Source organism: uncultured Tateyamaria sp., from assembly GCF_947496075.1.
Classification (GTDB): domain Bacteria; phylum Pseudomonadota; class Alphaproteobacteria; order Rhodobacterales; family Rhodobacteraceae; genus Tateyamaria.
Map to the genome: position 1 here is coordinate 54,667 of NZ_CANMBJ010000004.1, position 17,005 is coordinate 71,671.

Sequence of the window (17,005 nt, forward strand, 5' to 3'; positions counted from 1 at the left end):
GTTTACGGTAAAAGCGAAAGACCAGTCTGAGTTAAGCGGTTGCACGCACGACTCACCGCCTCACGCAACGAGCGTCTCCGCCTTCTTCAGGTCCACCGACACCAACTGGCTCACGCCCTGCTCGGCCATCGTTACCCCAAATAACCGATCCATCCGCGCCATCGTCACGGCATGGTGCGTGATGATCAGGAACCGCGTATCGGTCCGGCGGCACATCTCGTCCAGCAGGTCGCAGAAACGCGTCACATTCGCGTCGTCCAGCGGCGCGTCCACCTCGTCCAGCACACAGATCGGCGCCGGGTTCGCCAAGAACACGGCAAAGATCAGCGCCATGGCCGTTAGCGTCTGTTCCCCACCCGACAGCAGGCTCAGCGTCGACAGTTTCTTGCCGGGCGGCTGACACATGATCTCAAGGCCCGCCTCAAGCGGGTCCTCGCTTTCGACCATGACCAAATTCGCCTCACCGCCACCAAAAAGGTGGGTAAACAGCAACGAAAAGTTCGAATTCACCTGCTCAAAGGCGGTCAGCAACCGCTCGCGCCCCTCTCGGTTCAGGCTCGCAATGCCGCTGCGCAGGGTCTTGATGGCCTCTTCCAAATCGGCCTTTTCACTGACAAGCGTATCATGCTCTTCCTGCACTTCCTTGGCGTCTTCCTCAGCCCGCAGGTTCACCGCACCCAGCGCATCACGCTGACGCTTCAGGCGCCCCACCTCGGTCTCCAACGCCTCCGCACCCGGCATCTGGTCCGGTGTCACATCCAGCGCGGTCAGCAACTGGTTCGGCGTCATCTGCTGCTCTTCAGCAATCCGCTCGGCGGCATAGGACACGGTCTCGCCCGCCGCCTCTGCCCGCGCCTCGGACCGCGCCCGCGCCTCGCGCGCCTCAGAGGCCAAACGCTCGGCTTCACGCTCGGCAAGCGTCGCATCGCGCAACACGCCCTCACCCTCGGACAACGCGTTGGCGGCCTCTGCCTTGCGGGCCTCGGCCCGCGCAATCTCTTCGCTCAGCGCCTCACGCTTGGCGGCCAACTCGGCAGGCGCCGCCTGCGCCGTCTTCAGATCGGCCTCCGACGTGACCTTTCGGTCCACCAGCTCCGCCGTGCGCCGCTCCGCCGTCTCCAAGCGGTGCTTCCAGCCGCTCACTTCCTTGGTGATCTCTTGCGCGCGCTTCACACGCGCCTCACCCGTGCGGCGCAGATCATCATGGGCCGACCGGCGCGACATCATGGTGATGCGGGCCGCCTCGACGGTCATGCGCAGGTCCTCAACCTCGGCCCGCGCCACCTCCAGATCAGGCAAGTCGGCCAACGCCGTCTCCGCCTCGGACACGCGGGCACGGGCGGCCATCGCATCCTCTTCATGGCGGGTCACCGCAAGACCAAGGGACTCCAACCGCCCCTCGGCCAGGTTGCGATCCGCCTCTGCCCGGCTCAGTGCACGGGCAGCATCCGCCACCATCCGATCAGCCTCACGGCGGGCATGGCGGGCCTGCTTGTCGGCCTCGGTCAACTCGGCCATGCGGGCCGTCAGCGCCTCATGCGCCTGCCGCGCCCCATCTGCGCGGGACGTGGCACGCTCCAGCGACTGCTTCAACTCTTCCAGCCGGTTCAACTGCTGCAAGCGCAAGGCCGCCGCACTCGGCGCATCCTCGGCCCAGGCACGGAACCCATCCCAGCGCCACACATCGCCTTCCTGCGACACGAGCCGCTGACCGGGCTTCAACAAGCGCTGCAAACGGGCCGCATCGTCCGCCTCAACCAACCCGATCTGCGACATCCGACGGACTAGAACATCCGGCACCGACACGTGCTGGGTCAGGGCCGTGACACCGTCCGGCAAGGGCTGATCAGTATCGTACGGGGGCAACACCGCCCACCCCGACGGACCATCTGCATCGACCTCTGGCGCACGCAGATCATCCGCCAAAGCCGCACCAAGCGCCTTTTCGAACCCCTGCTGCACCTGCAAGCGGTCCAGAATCTGACCACCCTCGGCCGTGTCCCGCTCCACCAGCTTGGCCAGCGCACCCGCCTCGGCGCGCAGGGCATTCATCTCGCCCTCGGCCTCGGACCGCTCGGCCCGTGCATCCGCCTCGCGCGACTGGGTCTCGGCCCTTGCTTCCTCGGCTGAAATCAAAGCTGCATCGGCACGTTTAGCCGTGGCCTCGGCCTCGGTCGCGGCAGCCTGTGCAGCCTCGAAATCTACACCCGCCTTGTCCAGCGCCGCCCGGCTGGTCGCCACGGCGGCTCGCGCCTTCTCGGCCTCGGCCTCTGATTTCGCCTCAACCTTACGGCTGTCTTCCAACAAACGCTGGGCAGACCCGTGGCGGGCCGCCAAGCGGGCCACATCCTCGGTCTTGTCAGACTGATCGCCCTCGCGGGCCTGCAAAACCTGCCCGGCCTCGCGCGCCGCCTCGGCGGCCGCGGCCAGCAATCCCTCGTGGCCCTCGCTCGCCTTGGCAATCTCGGCTGCTTCCCACTCAAGTCGTTCGATGGTCTCGCCGGCGTCCTTGTTCAACCCACCTTCGCGTTCGATGTCTCGGGCCAGTTGGGCAATGCGCCCCTCAAGGGTCTCAATCGCCTGCTCTGCCTGATGCTCCTGATCGGACAGCGTGTCGCGCTGGACGGCCAGACGCTGCAACACGGCAGCCGCAATCGCGTCTTCCTCGCGCATGGGGGGCAAGGCATCCTCAGCAGTCTGCCGCGCCTTGGTCGACACCTGCACAGCCCCCTGGGCTTGCGCCGCCGCAGTTGTCCGGCCCTTCAATTCCTCATCCGCAGCCGCGCGCGCATCATCCGCTTCGCGCCAGCGACGATACAGCAACTGCCCCTCGGCCTTGCGCAGACTGTCACCAATCTCGCGATAGCGCGCCGCCTGTCGTGCCTGCCGCGCCAGTTGGGACAACTGCGCCGCCAACTGTTCAATCACATCATCCACGCGGGCGAGGTTCTGTTCTGCACCCTTCAGCTTCAACTCGGCCTCGTGCCGCCGTTGATAGAGGCCCGAAATGCCCGCTGCCTCTTCCAGAATCCGGCGCCGGTTCTTGGGCTTGGCGTTGATCAACTCGGCAATCTGCCCCTGCCGCACCAGCGCTGGCGAATGCGCGCCCGTAGAGGCATCGGCAAACAACATCTGCACATCGCGCGCCCGCACATCCTTGCCGTTGGTCTTGTAGGCGCTGCCCACATCCCGCGTGATCCGGCGCACGATCTCAAGCACATCCTGATCGTTGAACCCCGCCGGGGCCAGACGCTCGGAGTTGTCGATATGCAGGCTGACCTCGGCAAAGTTGCGGGCAGGCCGCGTGGCCGCACCGGCAAAGATCACGTCTTCCATACCGCCGCCACGCATCGCGGTGGGGCGGTTTTCGCCCATCACCCAGCGCAACGCCTCCAGCAGGTTCGACTTGCCGCACCCATTCGGACCCACAACACCGGTCAGCCCATCCGCGATGATCAGATCGGTGGGATCCACAAAGGACTTAAAGCCCGTCAGTCTGAGTTTCGAAAAGCGCAAGCGCGCACCTCTGGCCTGAGTCTCACTGGAGTGGCATCGTGGACGGTGTTCCGCAGCCCTGTCAACGCCAACACCCCAGAATGTGCGGGATGCCGCGGGTTATCCACAAGATATTGCGGTTTGTGACTTCAGATGACGGTGCAATCCACGTCCAAAACGAGTTCATGCGTCGCTGGGCTGACATAGCTGTCCAGCGTGTAACAGCTGTATTCGCCTTGTGGCTTCAGCCGATCAATCGGTGGGCCACCCTTGCCGCAATCCAGGATGCCAGTGGCCAGCGCCTGATCGCCCCGCACTTCCTTGACCTTGCAGCCGCTCACCAACTCCATGGCCTTGGCCGCGCGGTGACGGATCGGGCCAAAGCGGGGGGCGTACTCCATATTCGTGCGCAACGCCTCGGCCAGACGCCCCCGGACACGCACATCAAAGGTTGATCCGTCAACAGTGACCGTCGTGGCGGGCAAGCCGCGAAAATGGGGACTGGGCGTGTTGCAGGCGGCCAACGCCATCAGGAAGGGCAGTATCCAACGCATTTGCGTACATGAGCAGGCCTACGGTTAAGAATGGATTAATGCATGCAGCGTGCGTTGCGTTAATCTCCGCTCCTGCGTCCGTTTGGGGTGTACAGGGGGTGTACGGATGCTGCACGGGGGGTGACACCCTGTTTTGGGCGGTAATCTCCATGAAAACAGGGTAAATGCGGGCACCGACTCAGGGCACATTCACGCAATTGCACCCCCGGGCCATTGGTCATATGATTTTACCAATTCGACCGGAGTCCTCATGCCCTTTCGCCCTGTCCAACCCGACAAACTCTCCGCCGCCGTAATCCGGCAGATCGAGCAATTGATCCTGCGCGGCATCCTGCGGCCCGGCGAACGGCTGCCCCCCGAACGCGAGCTGGCCGAGCGCATGGGCGTCTCCCGCCCCTCTCTGCGTGACGCCATCGGGACCCTGCAGGAAACAGGCCTGTTGGTGGCGAAACCCGGTGCCGGAGTCTATGTGGCCGACGTTCTGGGATCGGCCTTTGCCCCTGCCTTGACCGAACTTTTCGCCCGCCATGACGAGGCGGTCTTCGACTACCTCAGCTTCCGCAGGGACATGGAAGGACTGGCCGCAGAGCGCGCGGCGCGGCTTGCATCAGACACGGATCTGGCGGTCGTGCAGAAGGTGTTCGAAAAGATGGAAGCCGCCCATCCCAAGCGCAACGGAGAGGAAGAGGCGCAGCTTGATGCGCAGTTCCACATGGCGATCATCGAAGCCAGCCACAACGTCATCATGCTCCACATGATGCGGTCGATGTACCAGCTGCTTAGGGACGGTGTGTTCTACAACCGGCAGATCATGTTCAAGCAACGCACGACACGGCAGGCCCTACTGGACCAGCACCGCCAGATCAACGAAGCGCTACAGGGCCGCGAACCCGACACGGCGCGGACGGCTGTGCATGCGCATCTGGACTATGTTGAGCGGGCGCTCCGCGATCAGCAAAAGGCCGAACACAACGAAGAGATCGCCAGACAAAGGCTGGATCACGAAACCGGAATGTAATCCAAAGGACGCGCTGCGCGCGACGATATTTTTTAGGGGCTCTGCCCCGCCGCTCACGCGCCTCCCCGCCGTATTTCCAGTCAGAAGAAACAAAAAACCCCGGTGCATTTGCCCGGGGTTTTCAATTGGTTGCGGTGTCGACCCGTCAGTGCAGACGTGCGTCTACCTCGGCAATGGCGTCGTCGATCAGCTTGTTGCCGTCCGTTGCCGTTATCTGCTTGGCGATCACGTCACGTGCGGCTTGCACAGCGACCACAGCAGCGGTGTCACGCACCTCTTTGACGGCACCAGCTTCGGCAGAAGCAATCTGATCCGTCGCTGCAGCAAGGCGGCGCTCGATGGACACTTTCAGGTCCGCACGCGCTTGTTCGGCGGCAGCTTCCGCGTCCTTCTTGGCCTGCTCGACAATCTTGTCCGCCTGTCCCTGCACCTCCTTCTGCTTACGCTCGTATGACGCCAGCAAAGTCTGTGCTTCTTCACGCAGGGCGCGGGCTTCATTGATCTCGGACTGGATGCCGCTTGCGCGGTCGTCCAGCATTTTCGAGATCATGCCGGGCACCTTGAAATAGAACAGGACAGCGATGAACAGGATGAAGGCAACCAGAACGATGAAGTCCGTGTTGCTCAGCTTCCAGAAATCCGCCGAGAACGGGTTTTTCGATGCGGCCATGGCCGGACCAGCAGCCAGAACGGCCAGCGATGTCAGGGTGAGATAACGCATGATCTTAACCTTTCATCCGGGCTGTGACAGCCGCCGTGATGGATTTGGCATCGGCCTTGCCACCCATGAGGGCCACGATGTCCTTGGCGGCGTCCTTGGCCACCACTTTGACGGCTTCCTGCGCTCCGGCGCGAATGTCGGCAATCGCCTTTTCGCTCTCGGCCGCCTTGGCAGCAATCTCTGCGTCCGCCTTTTCGATGGCGACGTCCAGATCGGCCTGGATGGCCGCCTTGGTTTCACCCGCGATGCGTTGCGCTTCGGCACGTGCGTCGGCCAGTGCCTTGTCATAGGCCGCCTCGGCCGCCTCCGCCTTGGCCTTCAGATCTTCGGCCGCGGCGATGTCATTCGTAATGGTACCCTGCCGTTCGGCAAGGATGGCCGCGATCCGCGGCAGGGCCACGCGCGACAGCACGAAATAGATAACGACGAGGGTCACAAGCAACCAGAACACCTGGTTGTCGAAGGTTCCCACGTTCAGCTGCGGCATACCCGGAGGCGCGCCAAGAGCCACCTCACCTGCAGCGTTTGTATTTTCTGCCATAACAGTCGTTCCCCTGAGGTAGCCCTGCGATCAGGGCCGAATTGCGAGCCATACATCGGGCAGCGTGACTGTATCACGCCGCCCAACCGTAAGGAATGTCGCCAGAGAAGCTTAGACGGCGAACATCAGCAGCAGAGCGACGAGGAACGAGAAGATCCCCAGGGCTTCTGCAAAGGCGATGCCGATGAACAGGGTCGCGGTCTGACCGGCGGCTGCCGATGGGTTGCGCAGAGCGCCAGCGAGGAAGTTGCCAGCGACGTGGCCCACACCGATAGCGGCTGCGCCGGAACCGATTGCTGCCAGGCCTGCGCCGATGTGTGCGAGTTCACCTTCCATGAGAATTCTCCTTACGATTGGAAGTTAGTAGATGTGTCCGGCGGGATCAGCCCCGCCATTCATTAGTGATGCGGGTGCAATGCGTCCTTGAGATACACGCATGTGAGGATTGTGAAGACGTAAGCCTGGATGGCCGACACCAGCACTTCGAGCCCGTAGATCGCCATAACGCCAATGATGGCGACAGGCGCGATAGCTGCGACTTGGGCAAAGCCAGCGAACACTTTCAGAACCGCGTGGCCCGCCATCATGTTGCCAGCAAGACGAATGGAGTGGCTGACGGGACGCACGAAATAAGAAATGATCTCGATCACTGCCAGAACGGGACGTAGCGGCAGCGGCGCGCTGGAAACCCAGAATAGCCCGAGGAACGAAGCGCCGTTTTTGACAAACCCCAGTATGGTGACGGCGAAGAACACACCAAAACCAAGGATTGCGGTGACGGCGATATGCGACGTGGTCGTGAACGACATCGGGATCAGGCCAAGGAAGTTGGCACAGAGGATGAACATGAACAGCGTCATGATGTAGGGAAAATACTTGATCCCGTCCTTGCCGGTCACATCCTCGACCATCTTGTAGACAAAGCCATACATCAGTTCGGCAATGGATTGGCCGCGGCCCGGAACAGTGGCGCGCTTGGACGTGGTCAGAACCATCAGGCCGATGATCGCAAGGATCGCAAGGGCCAGCCACAGCGTCACGTTGGTGATGGTGTACCAATGCACGTCATAGCCACCACCGAACAACGGTTTGACTTCGAACTGATCCATCGGGTGGAATGAAAGGCCACCACCTTCACCGTGCGCTTCGTCTGCCATCCGGCTTTCTCCGTCCTAGCCCCGCGGGGCGTCATCCTTGTCGGCCTCTTCGGCCTCTCGCATGCTCTGAACCTCTTTCGCGCTGCGCATCATTGTTTTGACACCGGCCGCGAAGCCCAGAAAAATAAATATGATCATGAGAAACGGAGAGGTGCCAAACAGTGCGTCCAACCCGTATCCCATGCCAAACCCGATCCCCAGACCGGCCACTAGCTCAATCACCATCCGCCAGGCCAGCTGAGCCTGAGAGTGATGATCCGGTGTGCGAGGTTTCGGGGCGTGCTCTTCCTTAACAGCGTCGATTTTGGCGCTCAGGGCCTTCAGTCGGTCTGCGTCTTCGGGGTCGGTCACGCGCCTTTCATCCCGTCATTTGGTTCGAGGTTTGGATATGGCGCGGGGCGACGCGAGTCAACGCAGGGCGAACGCGCCGAAAATACCACATTACCCTTTGTTTTAATTATATATTCTTCGAATCCCTTCGACGCAGGACAACCCGCCGCACCTTCCGAAACCGGCAAATTGAGCCAATTCCGTCATTCAACCATCTGGTTGATTTTCATCCGAGCGCAGCGCCCGTGTATGATCCAGCAGCCATGTGCGCACGGATCGGACGGCCTTGCGCCGCCCCGCTTGTCCACTGGTCAGCAGATGGAACGCCCCCAGCCGAAATCCGACATCCGACAGGCGCACCAAACGCCCGGATACAACCTCCACAGCCGCACAATCCGCCGACCCCATATAAAGACCGGCACCGTGTATCGCCGCTTCGAACGCAAGCGGCATGCGCGCACGCCACTCCCCCTCGTTGACAAGGGCGGGATCAAACCCGGCAATCGCGCACCATTTCGTCCAGACAAGTTCGTGCCGATCTCTGAACAGTTGATACTGACCCAAATGTTCGACGCGGATGCGATTGTCGGGAACTAGCCCCGGGGCGGCGTAGGGAAACAGCTTTGCATCGCTGATCAAGTCCGATGGCACATCCAGGACGCCCTTGTGGGCAAAGCGGATGGCCATATCCGCCTCGAACCTATCCAAATCCGCCAATTGATCCGAAGCGATCAGACGCAACTCAATCTCCGGCAGATCGTTTTGAAGCTTTCGGAGCAGCGGCGCGATCACCTTGGTTGCGAAAAGCGGTTCACTGTTGACCACCACGCGCCCCGCTGGCGTGTCTGCCAAGCCCTCGGTCGCTTCCGCGATCACATCAAAGGCCGGGCGGATCCGCTGCATGTAATGGCCGCCCTCGGCGGTCAGCGCGACACCGCGGGACACATCCCGGAACAACTGGACCCCCAGCCGCGCCTCCAGACCCCGCACATGGCGGCTGATGGCCGAATGGCTCACGCCCAATTCTTCTGCCGCACGGCTGAAACTTTCGTGGCGGGCGGCCGCTTCAAAGGCGCGCAGCGCGTTTAGCGGAGGCAATGTGCGGGCCATATCGCTCACCTGTGCAAAAACTGCACAAGTGATGTCAGGGAACTCTGTTTGTGGCAATGCCGAAGTTCGGGCAAACTGCAAGCATTCCTCAACACACGAGGCTTCTCATGCTTACCATCCGTCAAAACGCGCTTTTGCGCGCCCTCTCCACTTGTGCGAATTTCATGCAATCCAAGCGCAAGATCAAACCAACCAAGGGCACCGCGTTGCCGCCGATGACTGACCAAATCGCACGCGATATCGGGCTGACACCGCATCAACGCGCGCTCATGTCTCACCGCTGGCCCTCGCGTGAAAGCAGACACCCATATCTCTGATCGCTTCCCCTTGGCCCCGGTGCCCGGTATGACAGGCCATGGCCGATCCGCTAGACACCGTCTTTTCCGCACTCGCCGACCCAACCCGGCGGGCGATCCTGACGATGTTGCTCGAGGATGACATGGCCGTCACCGACGTGGCCGAACCGTTCGAGATGTCGCTTGCTGCGATCTCCAAGCACCTGACGATCCTGACACGCGCCGGGCTGATCCAGCAGGAAAAGCGCGGGCGCGTAAAATGGTGCAAGCTGGACCCCGACGCCATGCGCGGGGCCTCGGTCTGGATGCAGGGCTTCGGCCAGTTCGAACCTGTGAACATGGATGCGTTCGAACGGTTTCTCGCCGCAGAGTTGTCAGAGGGTGACCCGCTCTGACCGATGTCACGACCCAGCTGCCGGATACTCTGCCACCAGCGCGCGTTCGCATGGTGCGGGCCGCGCTTGTCATGCCCAACATGGTCGAGGGTGACGATACCCCGCACGGTGTGTTCGACAGGCGCGGGTCATTCTTGCCCCTGTCACAGGCCCGCCTGTCCCGCGGACGGGTGAGCGCCGCCCCACCTCTGGAACCTGCGGCAGACCATCTGCCGGGCACACATCTCTATGCCGGGTTTGGACACACGCATTTTGGCCACTTCATGCTGGAAAGCCTCGTGCGTCTATGGGCGCTCGATCACCTTGATACCCCACCGGATGGTTTGGTCGTTCCGACGCGCGCGCACATGCATATGGAACCCGTTCTGAGCGGTATTCTGGCCCCCGTTGTTGACCGGTTCTGCGATGGCATCCCGTTGCGCGTCATAAGAACACCGACCCAAATCGACAGGCTGGTCTTGCCGACACCGGGGTTCGGCCATGGCCCCTGGCTGACCGGTACGCCGGAATTCCGCGCATACACGCAGAAGCGATTTGCGCAGATCAAAGTGGACGGCCCCGAGAAACTCTATGTGTCACGCACAGGTTTGAAGCGCGACCACCAGCGCGTTGATCGCGAAGACGAGATCGAGGCAATGATGGAAGAGGCCGGATATTTCGTCTTCCATCCGCAAAAGCACCCGCTCGAAACACAGCTTGGCGTTATCCGCGCCGCACGCAGCATCGTCGGGTCGGACGGATCGGCATTCCACCTTGCGCCATTTGCAATGCGATCAGACGCACGTGCAGCGATCTTCATGCGCCGCAACCGGCGCGAGATGCTGTCTTATCTCTCCACCCAAATGCAAAGCTTTGCAGGCCCGAAACCGGTTGTCATCGACCCGCGCCAACGCCCCCTGACCGGTGAAACACCTGCACCACTCTGCGTAGATACGCTGCGGACAGCCTTGTCCGAGAACGGGTTTCTCTAGGCGCGCTCTTCATCCCTCAACAACAGGGACAAGGCGACGATGGTCAGCCCCACGCCAACCCAAACGACGCCCGGCGGCACGCCATTGCCCAGCGCAACCTCCCACAGGATCACCCAACTGGGCGTGAGGTACGTATAGGCCATGACCTTGGCCGACGGCAGGCGCAGGGTTGCAAATTGCAGCAGTACAAAGGTCGCCGCTGACGCAAAGAGCGACACATAGACAAGGGTCACCCACACAATGCCGGGCAAGTCCGCCCATGGCGTCGCCACCAGATCGCGCCACCCCCATAGCGTCAGCAAAACGGCCCCCGCAATCAGCATGCCAAAGGTGAACACGACCGCGGGCTCCCCCCGGTTCATCTTGCGAACCATCGGCGTATAGATCGCGTGACTGACACAACCGAAGAAATAAATAATCTCGCCGCGCCCGACCTCGAACGCCAACAACGCCGGCAGGTCTGCCCGAAAGATCACCCAAAGCGCGCCCGCCGCCCCGACAGCAAGGGCAAACGCCATGCGGGGTGTCGTGATCTGGCGCAGCAAGACATAGCCAAAGACGCCTGACATGACCGGGGTAAGTGTAAAGACAGCCGCTGCACTGACGGGTGCTGCCGTTTTCAGCCCCTCGAACATCAGCACGAAGTATATGGCAAAAAGCCCGCCCAGCAGCGCGTAGCGCCAAGGTGCCTGCAAGGCCGAACGTGGCACGCCACCCCGCATCACCACGGCCACCCCAATCACCAGGGCCGCGATCCAGAAGCGCGCCGCATTCAGGGCGGCGGGCGCGATTTCATTGGCCGCCATGGCGCCCAACGAAAAGGATCCGGCAACCAGCGCCGAAAACAGCAACATGGCCGCATGGCCGCGCAGTCCCGCGTTCACAGGACGTGCCAATCCTTGGATTTTTCCTTGAGGAAGGTCAGGAACGCCTGAACCTTGTTGGTGCGGTGGAGATCAACATGGGTCACCAGCCACAGCGGTGACGACCAATCCTCGCGCGGGGGAATGATTTCGACCAGATTGGGATTGGCCCGCGCCTCAAGCACAGAAAGGAACCCGATGCCTGCCCCGGCCAGCACCGCCTGTTCAAGCGCGCGCACATCGGTTGAGCGAAAGGTGATATCGTCCTCTGACACCTGGCTGCGCAACCACTTGTGGAACGGCGCGCGGTTGTCGGCAGAGTCGTGACTGACAAAACGGTGCCCCTTGGCCTTCCCAATATCTTCGGGATGTCCGTGTTCCGCGACATAGGCCTTGGTTGCATATATCCCCATCGATTGACGCACAAAGGGCTGAACGACATTGTCCGGCTGATCCGGCGCATTGCCTGCACGGATCGCCACATGCGCCTCACCATATTCAAGGCGGAACAGGCGCTCTCCCGTCAGGTAACGCACAACAACGTCGGGATGCTTGTGCTGGAATTCGGTCAATACGGGCGCCATGCGGGGCGCCATGTTCACCAGCGACGTGACAACCAGCTCACCGGACACTTCGGTCCCGCGCCCCTTGATACGCCCGACAAGCTGACTGAACTGGTCATCGGTGGCCTGCGCCACGCGGAAGAGATCATCGCCCGCCTCGGTCGGGGTGTAGCCGCGGGCATGGCGCTGAAACAGTTTGACGCCCAACCGCCCCTCAAGGGCGTCGATGTGGCGGATGACGGTGGCGTGGTGGACGCCCAGAACCTCGGCCGCCCCGCTCACCGTGCCCATGCGGGCCACTTGATAGGCGGTCTTGATCTCGTCCCAATTGTCCATCGGCCAAAAACTCTTTGTGCAAATCCTAACAGATGCTGTTGAGTTTCAGGAATTGCGTTCGAATTTGCAAGGGCCAATTCTACCGGCACACGACACATACATCCCTTACCAAGGACCCGACCATGACCATCCTGCACATTGACAGCTCCGCCCGCACCCAAGGCTCCGTGACCCGTGACCTGACGGCCGACATCGTCGCGAAACTGGGCGGCGACGTGATCCGCCGCGACCTGACCGAAGCCCTGCCGCACATCAACGAAACATGGGTGAACGCCAACTTCACACCCTCGGATGACCGCGACGCAACACAGCGCGATACACTGGCCCTGTCCGACAGCCTCGTGGAAGAACTGAAAGCCGCGGACACCATCGTCATCGGCGCACCCGTCTATAATTTCGGCGTTCCCGCAGCGCTGAAGGCTTGGATCGACCTGGTTGCCCGTGCCGGATTGACCTTCAAGTACAGTGAGACCGGGCCCGTTGGCCTGCTGGAAGGCAAACGGGCGATCATTGCCGTGGCCACTGGCGGCACACCCGTCGGCAGTGACATCGACTTTGCCACCGGCTACCTGAAACACGTCTTGGGCTTTATCGGCATCCATGATGTCGAAGTGATCGCCGCAGACCGCGTCATGGCCAACGGCGACGCGGCAGTCAAAGACGCCAAGGCCGAGATCGAGAAACTCGCAGCCTGACAAACAGGCATCTGTTACCATCACCCCGCCCCCAAGCATCACTTGCGGGGCGGGCTTACCATTGCGGGCCGCGCTACAGTGCGGATAGCGTCAAGACATGACTGTTCTACGCAACATGCCGACGCAATTGATCCTGGCACATGCGCCGTGGCTGCTTGGCGGTGCGTTGATCATCTGCATCGTCGCCTGCGCAGCGGCAGGCCTTGTTCTGATGGCCGCCGGGGAAACCAGCGGCTTGCTGACTGTGCTGCTGGGCGCAGGTGTGCCGCTGGGGATCTTCGCAATGGCCATCAAGCGCGATCAGGTCATCTTTGACGCGCATGCGGGAACCGTGACCGTCCAGCGCCGCACACTCTTCAAATACAAAAACGCCGTCTACAGACTCGAGGCCGTGCGCCGCGCCGAGGTTGACGATTTCTCGGACACAGCCCGCCCGATCCTGACCTTCCACGATGCCAGCGCCCCCTATCCGCTGGTCGAGGCCTACATGTCCGGCAATGGCCCGCGCCGGTCCGCCACTGCAATCAACGACTGGCTGAAAGCTTATCGGCGCACGGCTTAACGTCCGCCCCAAATGTCAGCGTCGCTGAGACCCATATCGGTCAAGTCCGGCGCGCGGCGCTGCGCGTCGTCGTCCCAAGCCATATAAAACTCGTCCAACTGCGGCGGTGGAACCGGGGTCATACTCAAAAGCGCATGGACCTGACCGCGATGATGAATCTGATGCTGGATCAAGTGTAGAAAAGTACGATCGAACCGCTCCTCCTGAACGCCGCGGTCGCGCGCTATCTGAATCAGGCGCGCAGGGTCCGACAAGGTCGCGTCCTCGGTGACCGCAATCAGGCGGCGATCCACATCACGCTGCGCCGCGCGCAAGATGGACATATCGGGATGCGGCACCTCCTCGACAAAGGCAGCCGGACCGACACAGGCACCTTCCAGCGCCGACACATAGAACAGGTCGACAATCAGGATATGATTGAGCGTGGCAATGATTGACCCGAAGAAAGAAGGAAGGGGCGCCGTCAGCTCATCCGGGTCCAGTGCCGCGCATGCGCGATGCAGACGATAGTTCGACCACGCATTGTTGTAGGCTTGCGGTGCAAAGAGGGGTGTCATCGTGAAATACCCTTTCCAGTTTCGCCTAAGCAGAATCCGTCAAAAATTGATCAAGATCACAGCGCGCTGTCCGTCAGCCCTTATCTTGTGATGCGTACCAGACAGGAGACGGACCATGAAGCAGCTCATCGCCACCTTCGCCCTGATATGCACCGCACCGCTGACCGCACTGGCTCAGGACATAAGCACGGGTGCCACGCTCTACCAGCGCCATTGTGCAACCTGCCACGGAGTCGAAGCAGATGGCAAAGGGCCTATGCGTCCGGCCCTCCTGCTCCAACCGCCGAGCCTGCTTGACCTTGCGGCCCGCAACGATGGCACCTTCCCCATCATACGCGTGGTGTCGCGGATCGACGGGCGCGACCCGCTGGTCAGCCACGGCTCACCCATGCCGGTCTATGGCTGGTACTTCGAAGGCGAGGATACAGCCATCAAGGCCGAGACCGGCCAACCGATCCTGACCAGTCAACCCATCGTTGACCTGATGGCCTATTTGGAAAGCATCCAGGAGTAAGGCAGGTGGCTCGTATCAATGTGCGTGCGGTCTGGGTCCGGTGAGGGCCCAACCCTATTGATACTGCTTTGAGTCCCGATGTCCGGTTTGCGCTGTTATTAGGCCAACGGCAAAAACGTATGTGTTCGGCCTGAAACCTCAGTGATCAAAGTCATTGCCTTGTAAGTCGCATCCGGAGCGCCGCGCGCCCCCGAGACTCCTCGGGTGACGCCTAAGTGCCGTCCGACAGCTTTTTCCGACACAGTGTCCCTATAGCCGAAATTGTGTGTCGGCGTTCCGGAAACCGTGTGGCAATAGCGATATGGCGCGCCAGAGAAATCCAGCGAAACGAACCAATGCGGCGTGGATCCGGCAATGGCGCAGAGAGGCGATACCCGCTCAGAAAGGCATCCTCGAGCGCATCAAAGTGTCCCGCATCGTTGCCGCGCCGCAGGGCAAGCTCATCGAGGTGAGCCAGGAAATTCCCAAGGTCGATTGCGGCATCGCCCTGTGCATAAAGATCCAGATCCACCAACCAGACCGTGTCTGGTCCGACAAGGACCTGGTCGAAGTAGAAATCACGGTGCAACCCGACTTCCGGCGCCGGTGGAAGTCGGGCAAGTCGCGCTTTGGCAAGAGACAGAATATCTTTGTAACCTACTTCTAACAGCGCCTTCTCCAAAACAGCCAATTCATCTGCGTGCGTCCATCGCCGTTCGGTTTGAGCCGGTGTGAGATGCAGCCGGGCGAGCGCACGCCCTGTCCCTCGCATCGCGTTCAAACAATCGCAGTTTGGATCATCCAACATATCGCCAAGCGAGCGGCCGGGAACGACCTGCTGCAGCCACAGCGCCAGGCTGTCCGCTGTGCCTGCCACCGGCGGGACACCGACCCCGTCGCTTCCGTCCAGCCCTGCCGAGCGCAGTTTTGCCTGAATGCGGGGCGCGTAAAGATCGATGCCCTTGGCGCGCACCTTGCCCAACAAGACATTACCGTCCGGCATGTCATATCGGACCAAGGCGCGGCGCCCGGGTTTGAGCCTTGCCAGTGCAACCTCCACGGGCCTTGCGCCCAGAGCAGCGTGCACATGCTCAGGGTCAAGCGCGCTGGACAAACTGGGCAGTGCGCTTGGTGCTTTCGGCATCTGAGACGTCTGACAGAGCTGCTCAACGCGGTCGAGGACACCGCCAAGGTGGCGGTCCCAATCGGGCCTCCGGTCGCGGAACGCTTCGACAGCAAGCGCGAACAGAGCATGCGCGCGATGTGCAATTATACTCTCCCCCTTGGGAAGTGGTCGGACAGCGGCATAGCCTTCAATCAAAGCCCTACGCGCGTCCTCAGTCAGCGGGCCCCCGATCTCGTCGAAGTCAAGCCTTGCCAATGCACTTCCCAGATCGCGCGCCGCGGGACCACACGCGGCGCGGTCCCAATCAAGGATCACGGTGCCGAACGTCTCCCGCACCACCTGATCCGCGGAAAAATCGCCGTGAATCGCCACCATGCCGTCTGCCACCAACGTGGGCAACCGCTCGGCCAGGTACTGTGCCCGTGCTTTTAAGCTGGGTTGAAGATTGCTTATGGCCCGGACCGTTCGGTGCGGCTTGGGGGCGCTCAACCCAGGCAGATTTTTTGGATCACCCGCCGCGTGATGTCTCGCCAGCATTGCCCCCGCCAGGACGAAATCACGGGGTTCGGACAGTGGCGAAAGCACATGACCTTGTGTCCATGCAGTCGCGATTGCCAGGTCGGTCGGCGAGGTTGCGATCACCGCTGGTCCGCCCATGGTCTCGGCATAAACAGCGCCGGCAACAGCGCGGTCGAAGTCTGCCTGCCTTGCGTGCAGCTTCAACACTGCGCGTGACCCCTTTGGTCCATCGGCGCGCAACACGATCCGGCGCCCGGGCTTGTACCTGAGGATCTTGAGCGTGTGGTGGGAAAGCCCAAGACTGTGCAGTAGTTCTGCACGGGACTTTTCGGCAGACAATTTGCGTGCGTTGGGCAAACGCCTTTCCAATGCCAGCGGAACAAACACTGTAAATGCGTCATCGAAATAGACCGCCTTCTGGGCTTTCTTGTTCCACTTTGGGCGGCTTCGGATATCCGGCCAGCGGACAGGCGGGTACGTCATCGCCGCCCAAGCCCCAAGACTGCCGTCCCTAGGGACAAGCCCTGCGACGCAATTCGTCCCCGGTTTGTACTTGAGGTAGCTATGGCGCAGCTCACCCAGTCCGAGTGTTTTGGCGAGGGGCGCGGCGTTCAGAACCGCACCAAGGCCGGGCAAATCTGGATCCTGCGCACACAGGGCTGCATCGACGGGCGACAAGTCAACTGTCCACGGCATAGTTTGT

Annotated in this window: 19 protein-coding genes; 7 read left to right on the plus strand and 12 right to left on the minus strand. The window is 61.5% G+C overall.

Translation table 11 applies throughout. The annotated features are described in order from the left end of the window. Positions 1–60 precede the first annotated feature (60 nt). Both smc and Q1A51_RS12680 read right to left on the minus strand, forming a co-directional pair. Complete coding sequence (gene smc / locus Q1A51_RS12675; protein WP_299599761.1) at positions 61–3,516, minus strand: chromosome segregation protein SMC; 3,456 nt, start codon at positions 3,514–3,516, stop codon at positions 61–63. A gap of 128 nt (positions 3,517–3,644) precedes the next feature. Beyond that, complete coding sequence (locus tag Q1A51_RS12680; protein ID WP_299599762.1) at positions 3,645–4,049, minus strand: hypothetical protein; 405 nt, start codon at positions 4,047–4,049, stop codon at positions 3,645–3,647. A 250-nt stretch (positions 4,050–4,299) separates the two neighbouring features. Between Q1A51_RS12680 and Q1A51_RS12685 the strand changes: the two genes are divergently transcribed. Then, positions 4,300–5,067, plus strand: coding sequence for an FCD domain-containing protein (locus Q1A51_RS12685; RefSeq protein ID WP_299599763.1), 768 nt, complete (start codon positions 4,300–4,302; stop codon positions 5,065–5,067). Between the two features lie 145 nt (positions 5,068–5,212). Here the strand turns inward: Q1A51_RS12685 and Q1A51_RS12690 are convergent, their stop codons facing one another. From Q1A51_RS12690 to Q1A51_RS12715, 6 genes are all read right to left on the minus strand, one after another. After that, positions 5,213–5,788 carry a F0F1 ATP synthase subunit B gene (locus tag Q1A51_RS12690; protein ID WP_299599764.1) on the minus strand — a complete coding sequence of 192 codons (576 nt, stop codon included), beginning with the start codon at positions 5,786–5,788 and terminating at the stop codon, positions 5,213–5,215. A gap of 4 nt (positions 5,789–5,792) precedes the next feature. Further along, positions 5,793–6,329 carry a F0F1 ATP synthase subunit B' gene (locus Q1A51_RS12695; protein WP_299208164.1) on the minus strand — a complete coding sequence of 179 codons (537 nt, stop codon included), beginning with the start codon at positions 6,327–6,329 and terminating at the stop codon, positions 5,793–5,795. 111 nt (positions 6,330–6,440) lie between these two features. Continuing rightward, positions 6,441–6,665: a F0F1 ATP synthase subunit C gene (locus Q1A51_RS12700; protein WP_015496525.1), complete on the minus strand. Its 225-nt coding sequence runs from the start codon at positions 6,663–6,665 to the stop codon at positions 6,441–6,443. Between the two features lie 62 nt (positions 6,666–6,727). Next, a complete protein-coding gene (locus Q1A51_RS12705) occupies positions 6,728–7,486 on the minus strand; it encodes a F0F1 ATP synthase subunit A (RefSeq protein ID WP_299599765.1) in 759 nt (252 codons plus the stop codon). A 15-nt stretch (positions 7,487–7,501) separates the two neighbouring features. After that, positions 7,502–7,837 carry an AtpZ/AtpI family protein gene (locus Q1A51_RS12710; protein ID WP_299208162.1) on the minus strand — a complete coding sequence of 112 codons (336 nt, stop codon included), beginning with the start codon at positions 7,835–7,837 and terminating at the stop codon, positions 7,502–7,504. 186 nt (positions 7,838–8,023) lie between these two features. Next, the gene (locus tag Q1A51_RS12715) at positions 8,024–8,926 is read right to left on the minus strand and encodes a LysR family transcriptional regulator (protein ID WP_299599766.1); all 903 of its coding nucleotides are present in this window, start codon (positions 8,924–8,926) and stop codon (positions 8,024–8,026) included. 164 nt (positions 8,927–9,090) lie between these two features. On the opposite strand from Q1A51_RS12715, the gene Q1A51_RS12720 reads away from it, so the two are divergent. The 3 genes from Q1A51_RS12720 to Q1A51_RS12730 are packed head-to-tail and all read left to right on the plus strand — an operon-like array spanning position 9,091 to position 10,588. Then, the gene (locus Q1A51_RS12720) at positions 9,091–9,243 is read left to right on the plus strand and encodes a hypothetical protein (protein WP_299671365.1); all 153 of its coding nucleotides are present in this window, start codon (positions 9,091–9,093) and stop codon (positions 9,241–9,243) included. 38 nt (positions 9,244–9,281) lie between these two features. Beyond that, a complete protein-coding gene (locus Q1A51_RS12725; protein ID WP_189368186.1) occupies positions 9,282–9,617 on the plus strand; it encodes a metalloregulator ArsR/SmtB family transcription factor in 336 nt (111 codons plus the stop codon). 50 nt (positions 9,618–9,667) lie between these two features. Further along, entirely contained in the window at positions 9,668–10,588 is a 921-nt protein-coding gene (locus tag Q1A51_RS12730; protein WP_299599768.1) for a glycosyltransferase family 61 protein, read from the plus strand. Here Q1A51_RS12730 and Q1A51_RS12735 read toward each other — a convergent pair. Both Q1A51_RS12735 and Q1A51_RS12740 read right to left on the minus strand, forming a co-directional pair. After that, the gene (locus tag Q1A51_RS12735; RefSeq protein ID WP_299601049.1) at positions 10,585–11,472 is read right to left on the minus strand and encodes a DMT family transporter; all 888 of its coding nucleotides are present in this window, start codon (positions 11,470–11,472) and stop codon (positions 10,585–10,587) included. The two genes, Q1A51_RS12730 and Q1A51_RS12735, sit on opposite strands and share 4 nt — an antisense overlap. Next, a complete protein-coding gene (locus tag Q1A51_RS12740) occupies positions 11,469–12,350 on the minus strand; it encodes a LysR family transcriptional regulator (protein WP_299599769.1) in 882 nt (293 codons plus the stop codon). The genes Q1A51_RS12735 and Q1A51_RS12740 overlap by 4 nt, the downstream gene beginning before the upstream one ends. A 122-nt stretch (positions 12,351–12,472) precedes the next feature. Here Q1A51_RS12740 and Q1A51_RS12745 point away from each other — a divergent pair, with 122 nt between their 5' ends. After that, positions 12,473–13,045: an NAD(P)H-dependent oxidoreductase gene (locus Q1A51_RS12745; protein WP_299599770.1), complete on the plus strand. Its 573-nt coding sequence runs from the start codon at positions 12,473–12,475 to the stop codon at positions 13,043–13,045. Between the two features lie 97 nt (positions 13,046–13,142). Next, on the plus strand, positions 13,143–13,607 hold the full coding sequence (locus tag Q1A51_RS12750; RefSeq protein ID WP_299599771.1) for a hypothetical protein: 465 nt from the start codon (positions 13,143–13,145) through the stop codon (positions 13,605–13,607). On the opposite strand, the gene Q1A51_RS12755 is transcribed toward Q1A51_RS12750, so the two are convergent. Continuing rightward, positions 13,604–14,164, minus strand: a complete 561-nt coding sequence (locus tag Q1A51_RS12755; RefSeq protein WP_299599772.1) for a DinB family protein — start codon at positions 14,162–14,164, stop codon at positions 13,604–13,606. The genes Q1A51_RS12750 and Q1A51_RS12755 overlap by 4 nt on opposite strands. A gap of 115 nt (positions 14,165–14,279) precedes the next feature. Between Q1A51_RS12755 and Q1A51_RS12760 the strand changes: the two genes are divergently transcribed. Next, positions 14,280–14,678 carry a c-type cytochrome gene (locus Q1A51_RS12760; RefSeq protein WP_299208144.1) on the plus strand — a complete coding sequence of 133 codons (399 nt, stop codon included), beginning with the start codon at positions 14,280–14,282 and terminating at the stop codon, positions 14,676–14,678. A 211-nt stretch (positions 14,679–14,889) separates the two neighbouring features. Here Q1A51_RS12760 and Q1A51_RS12765 read toward each other — a convergent pair whose 3' ends face one another. Continuing rightward, entirely contained in the window at positions 14,890–16,998 is a 2,109-nt protein-coding gene (locus tag Q1A51_RS12765) for a phosphotransferase (RefSeq protein ID WP_299599773.1), read from the minus strand. Positions 16,999–17,005: the final 7 nt, after the last annotated feature.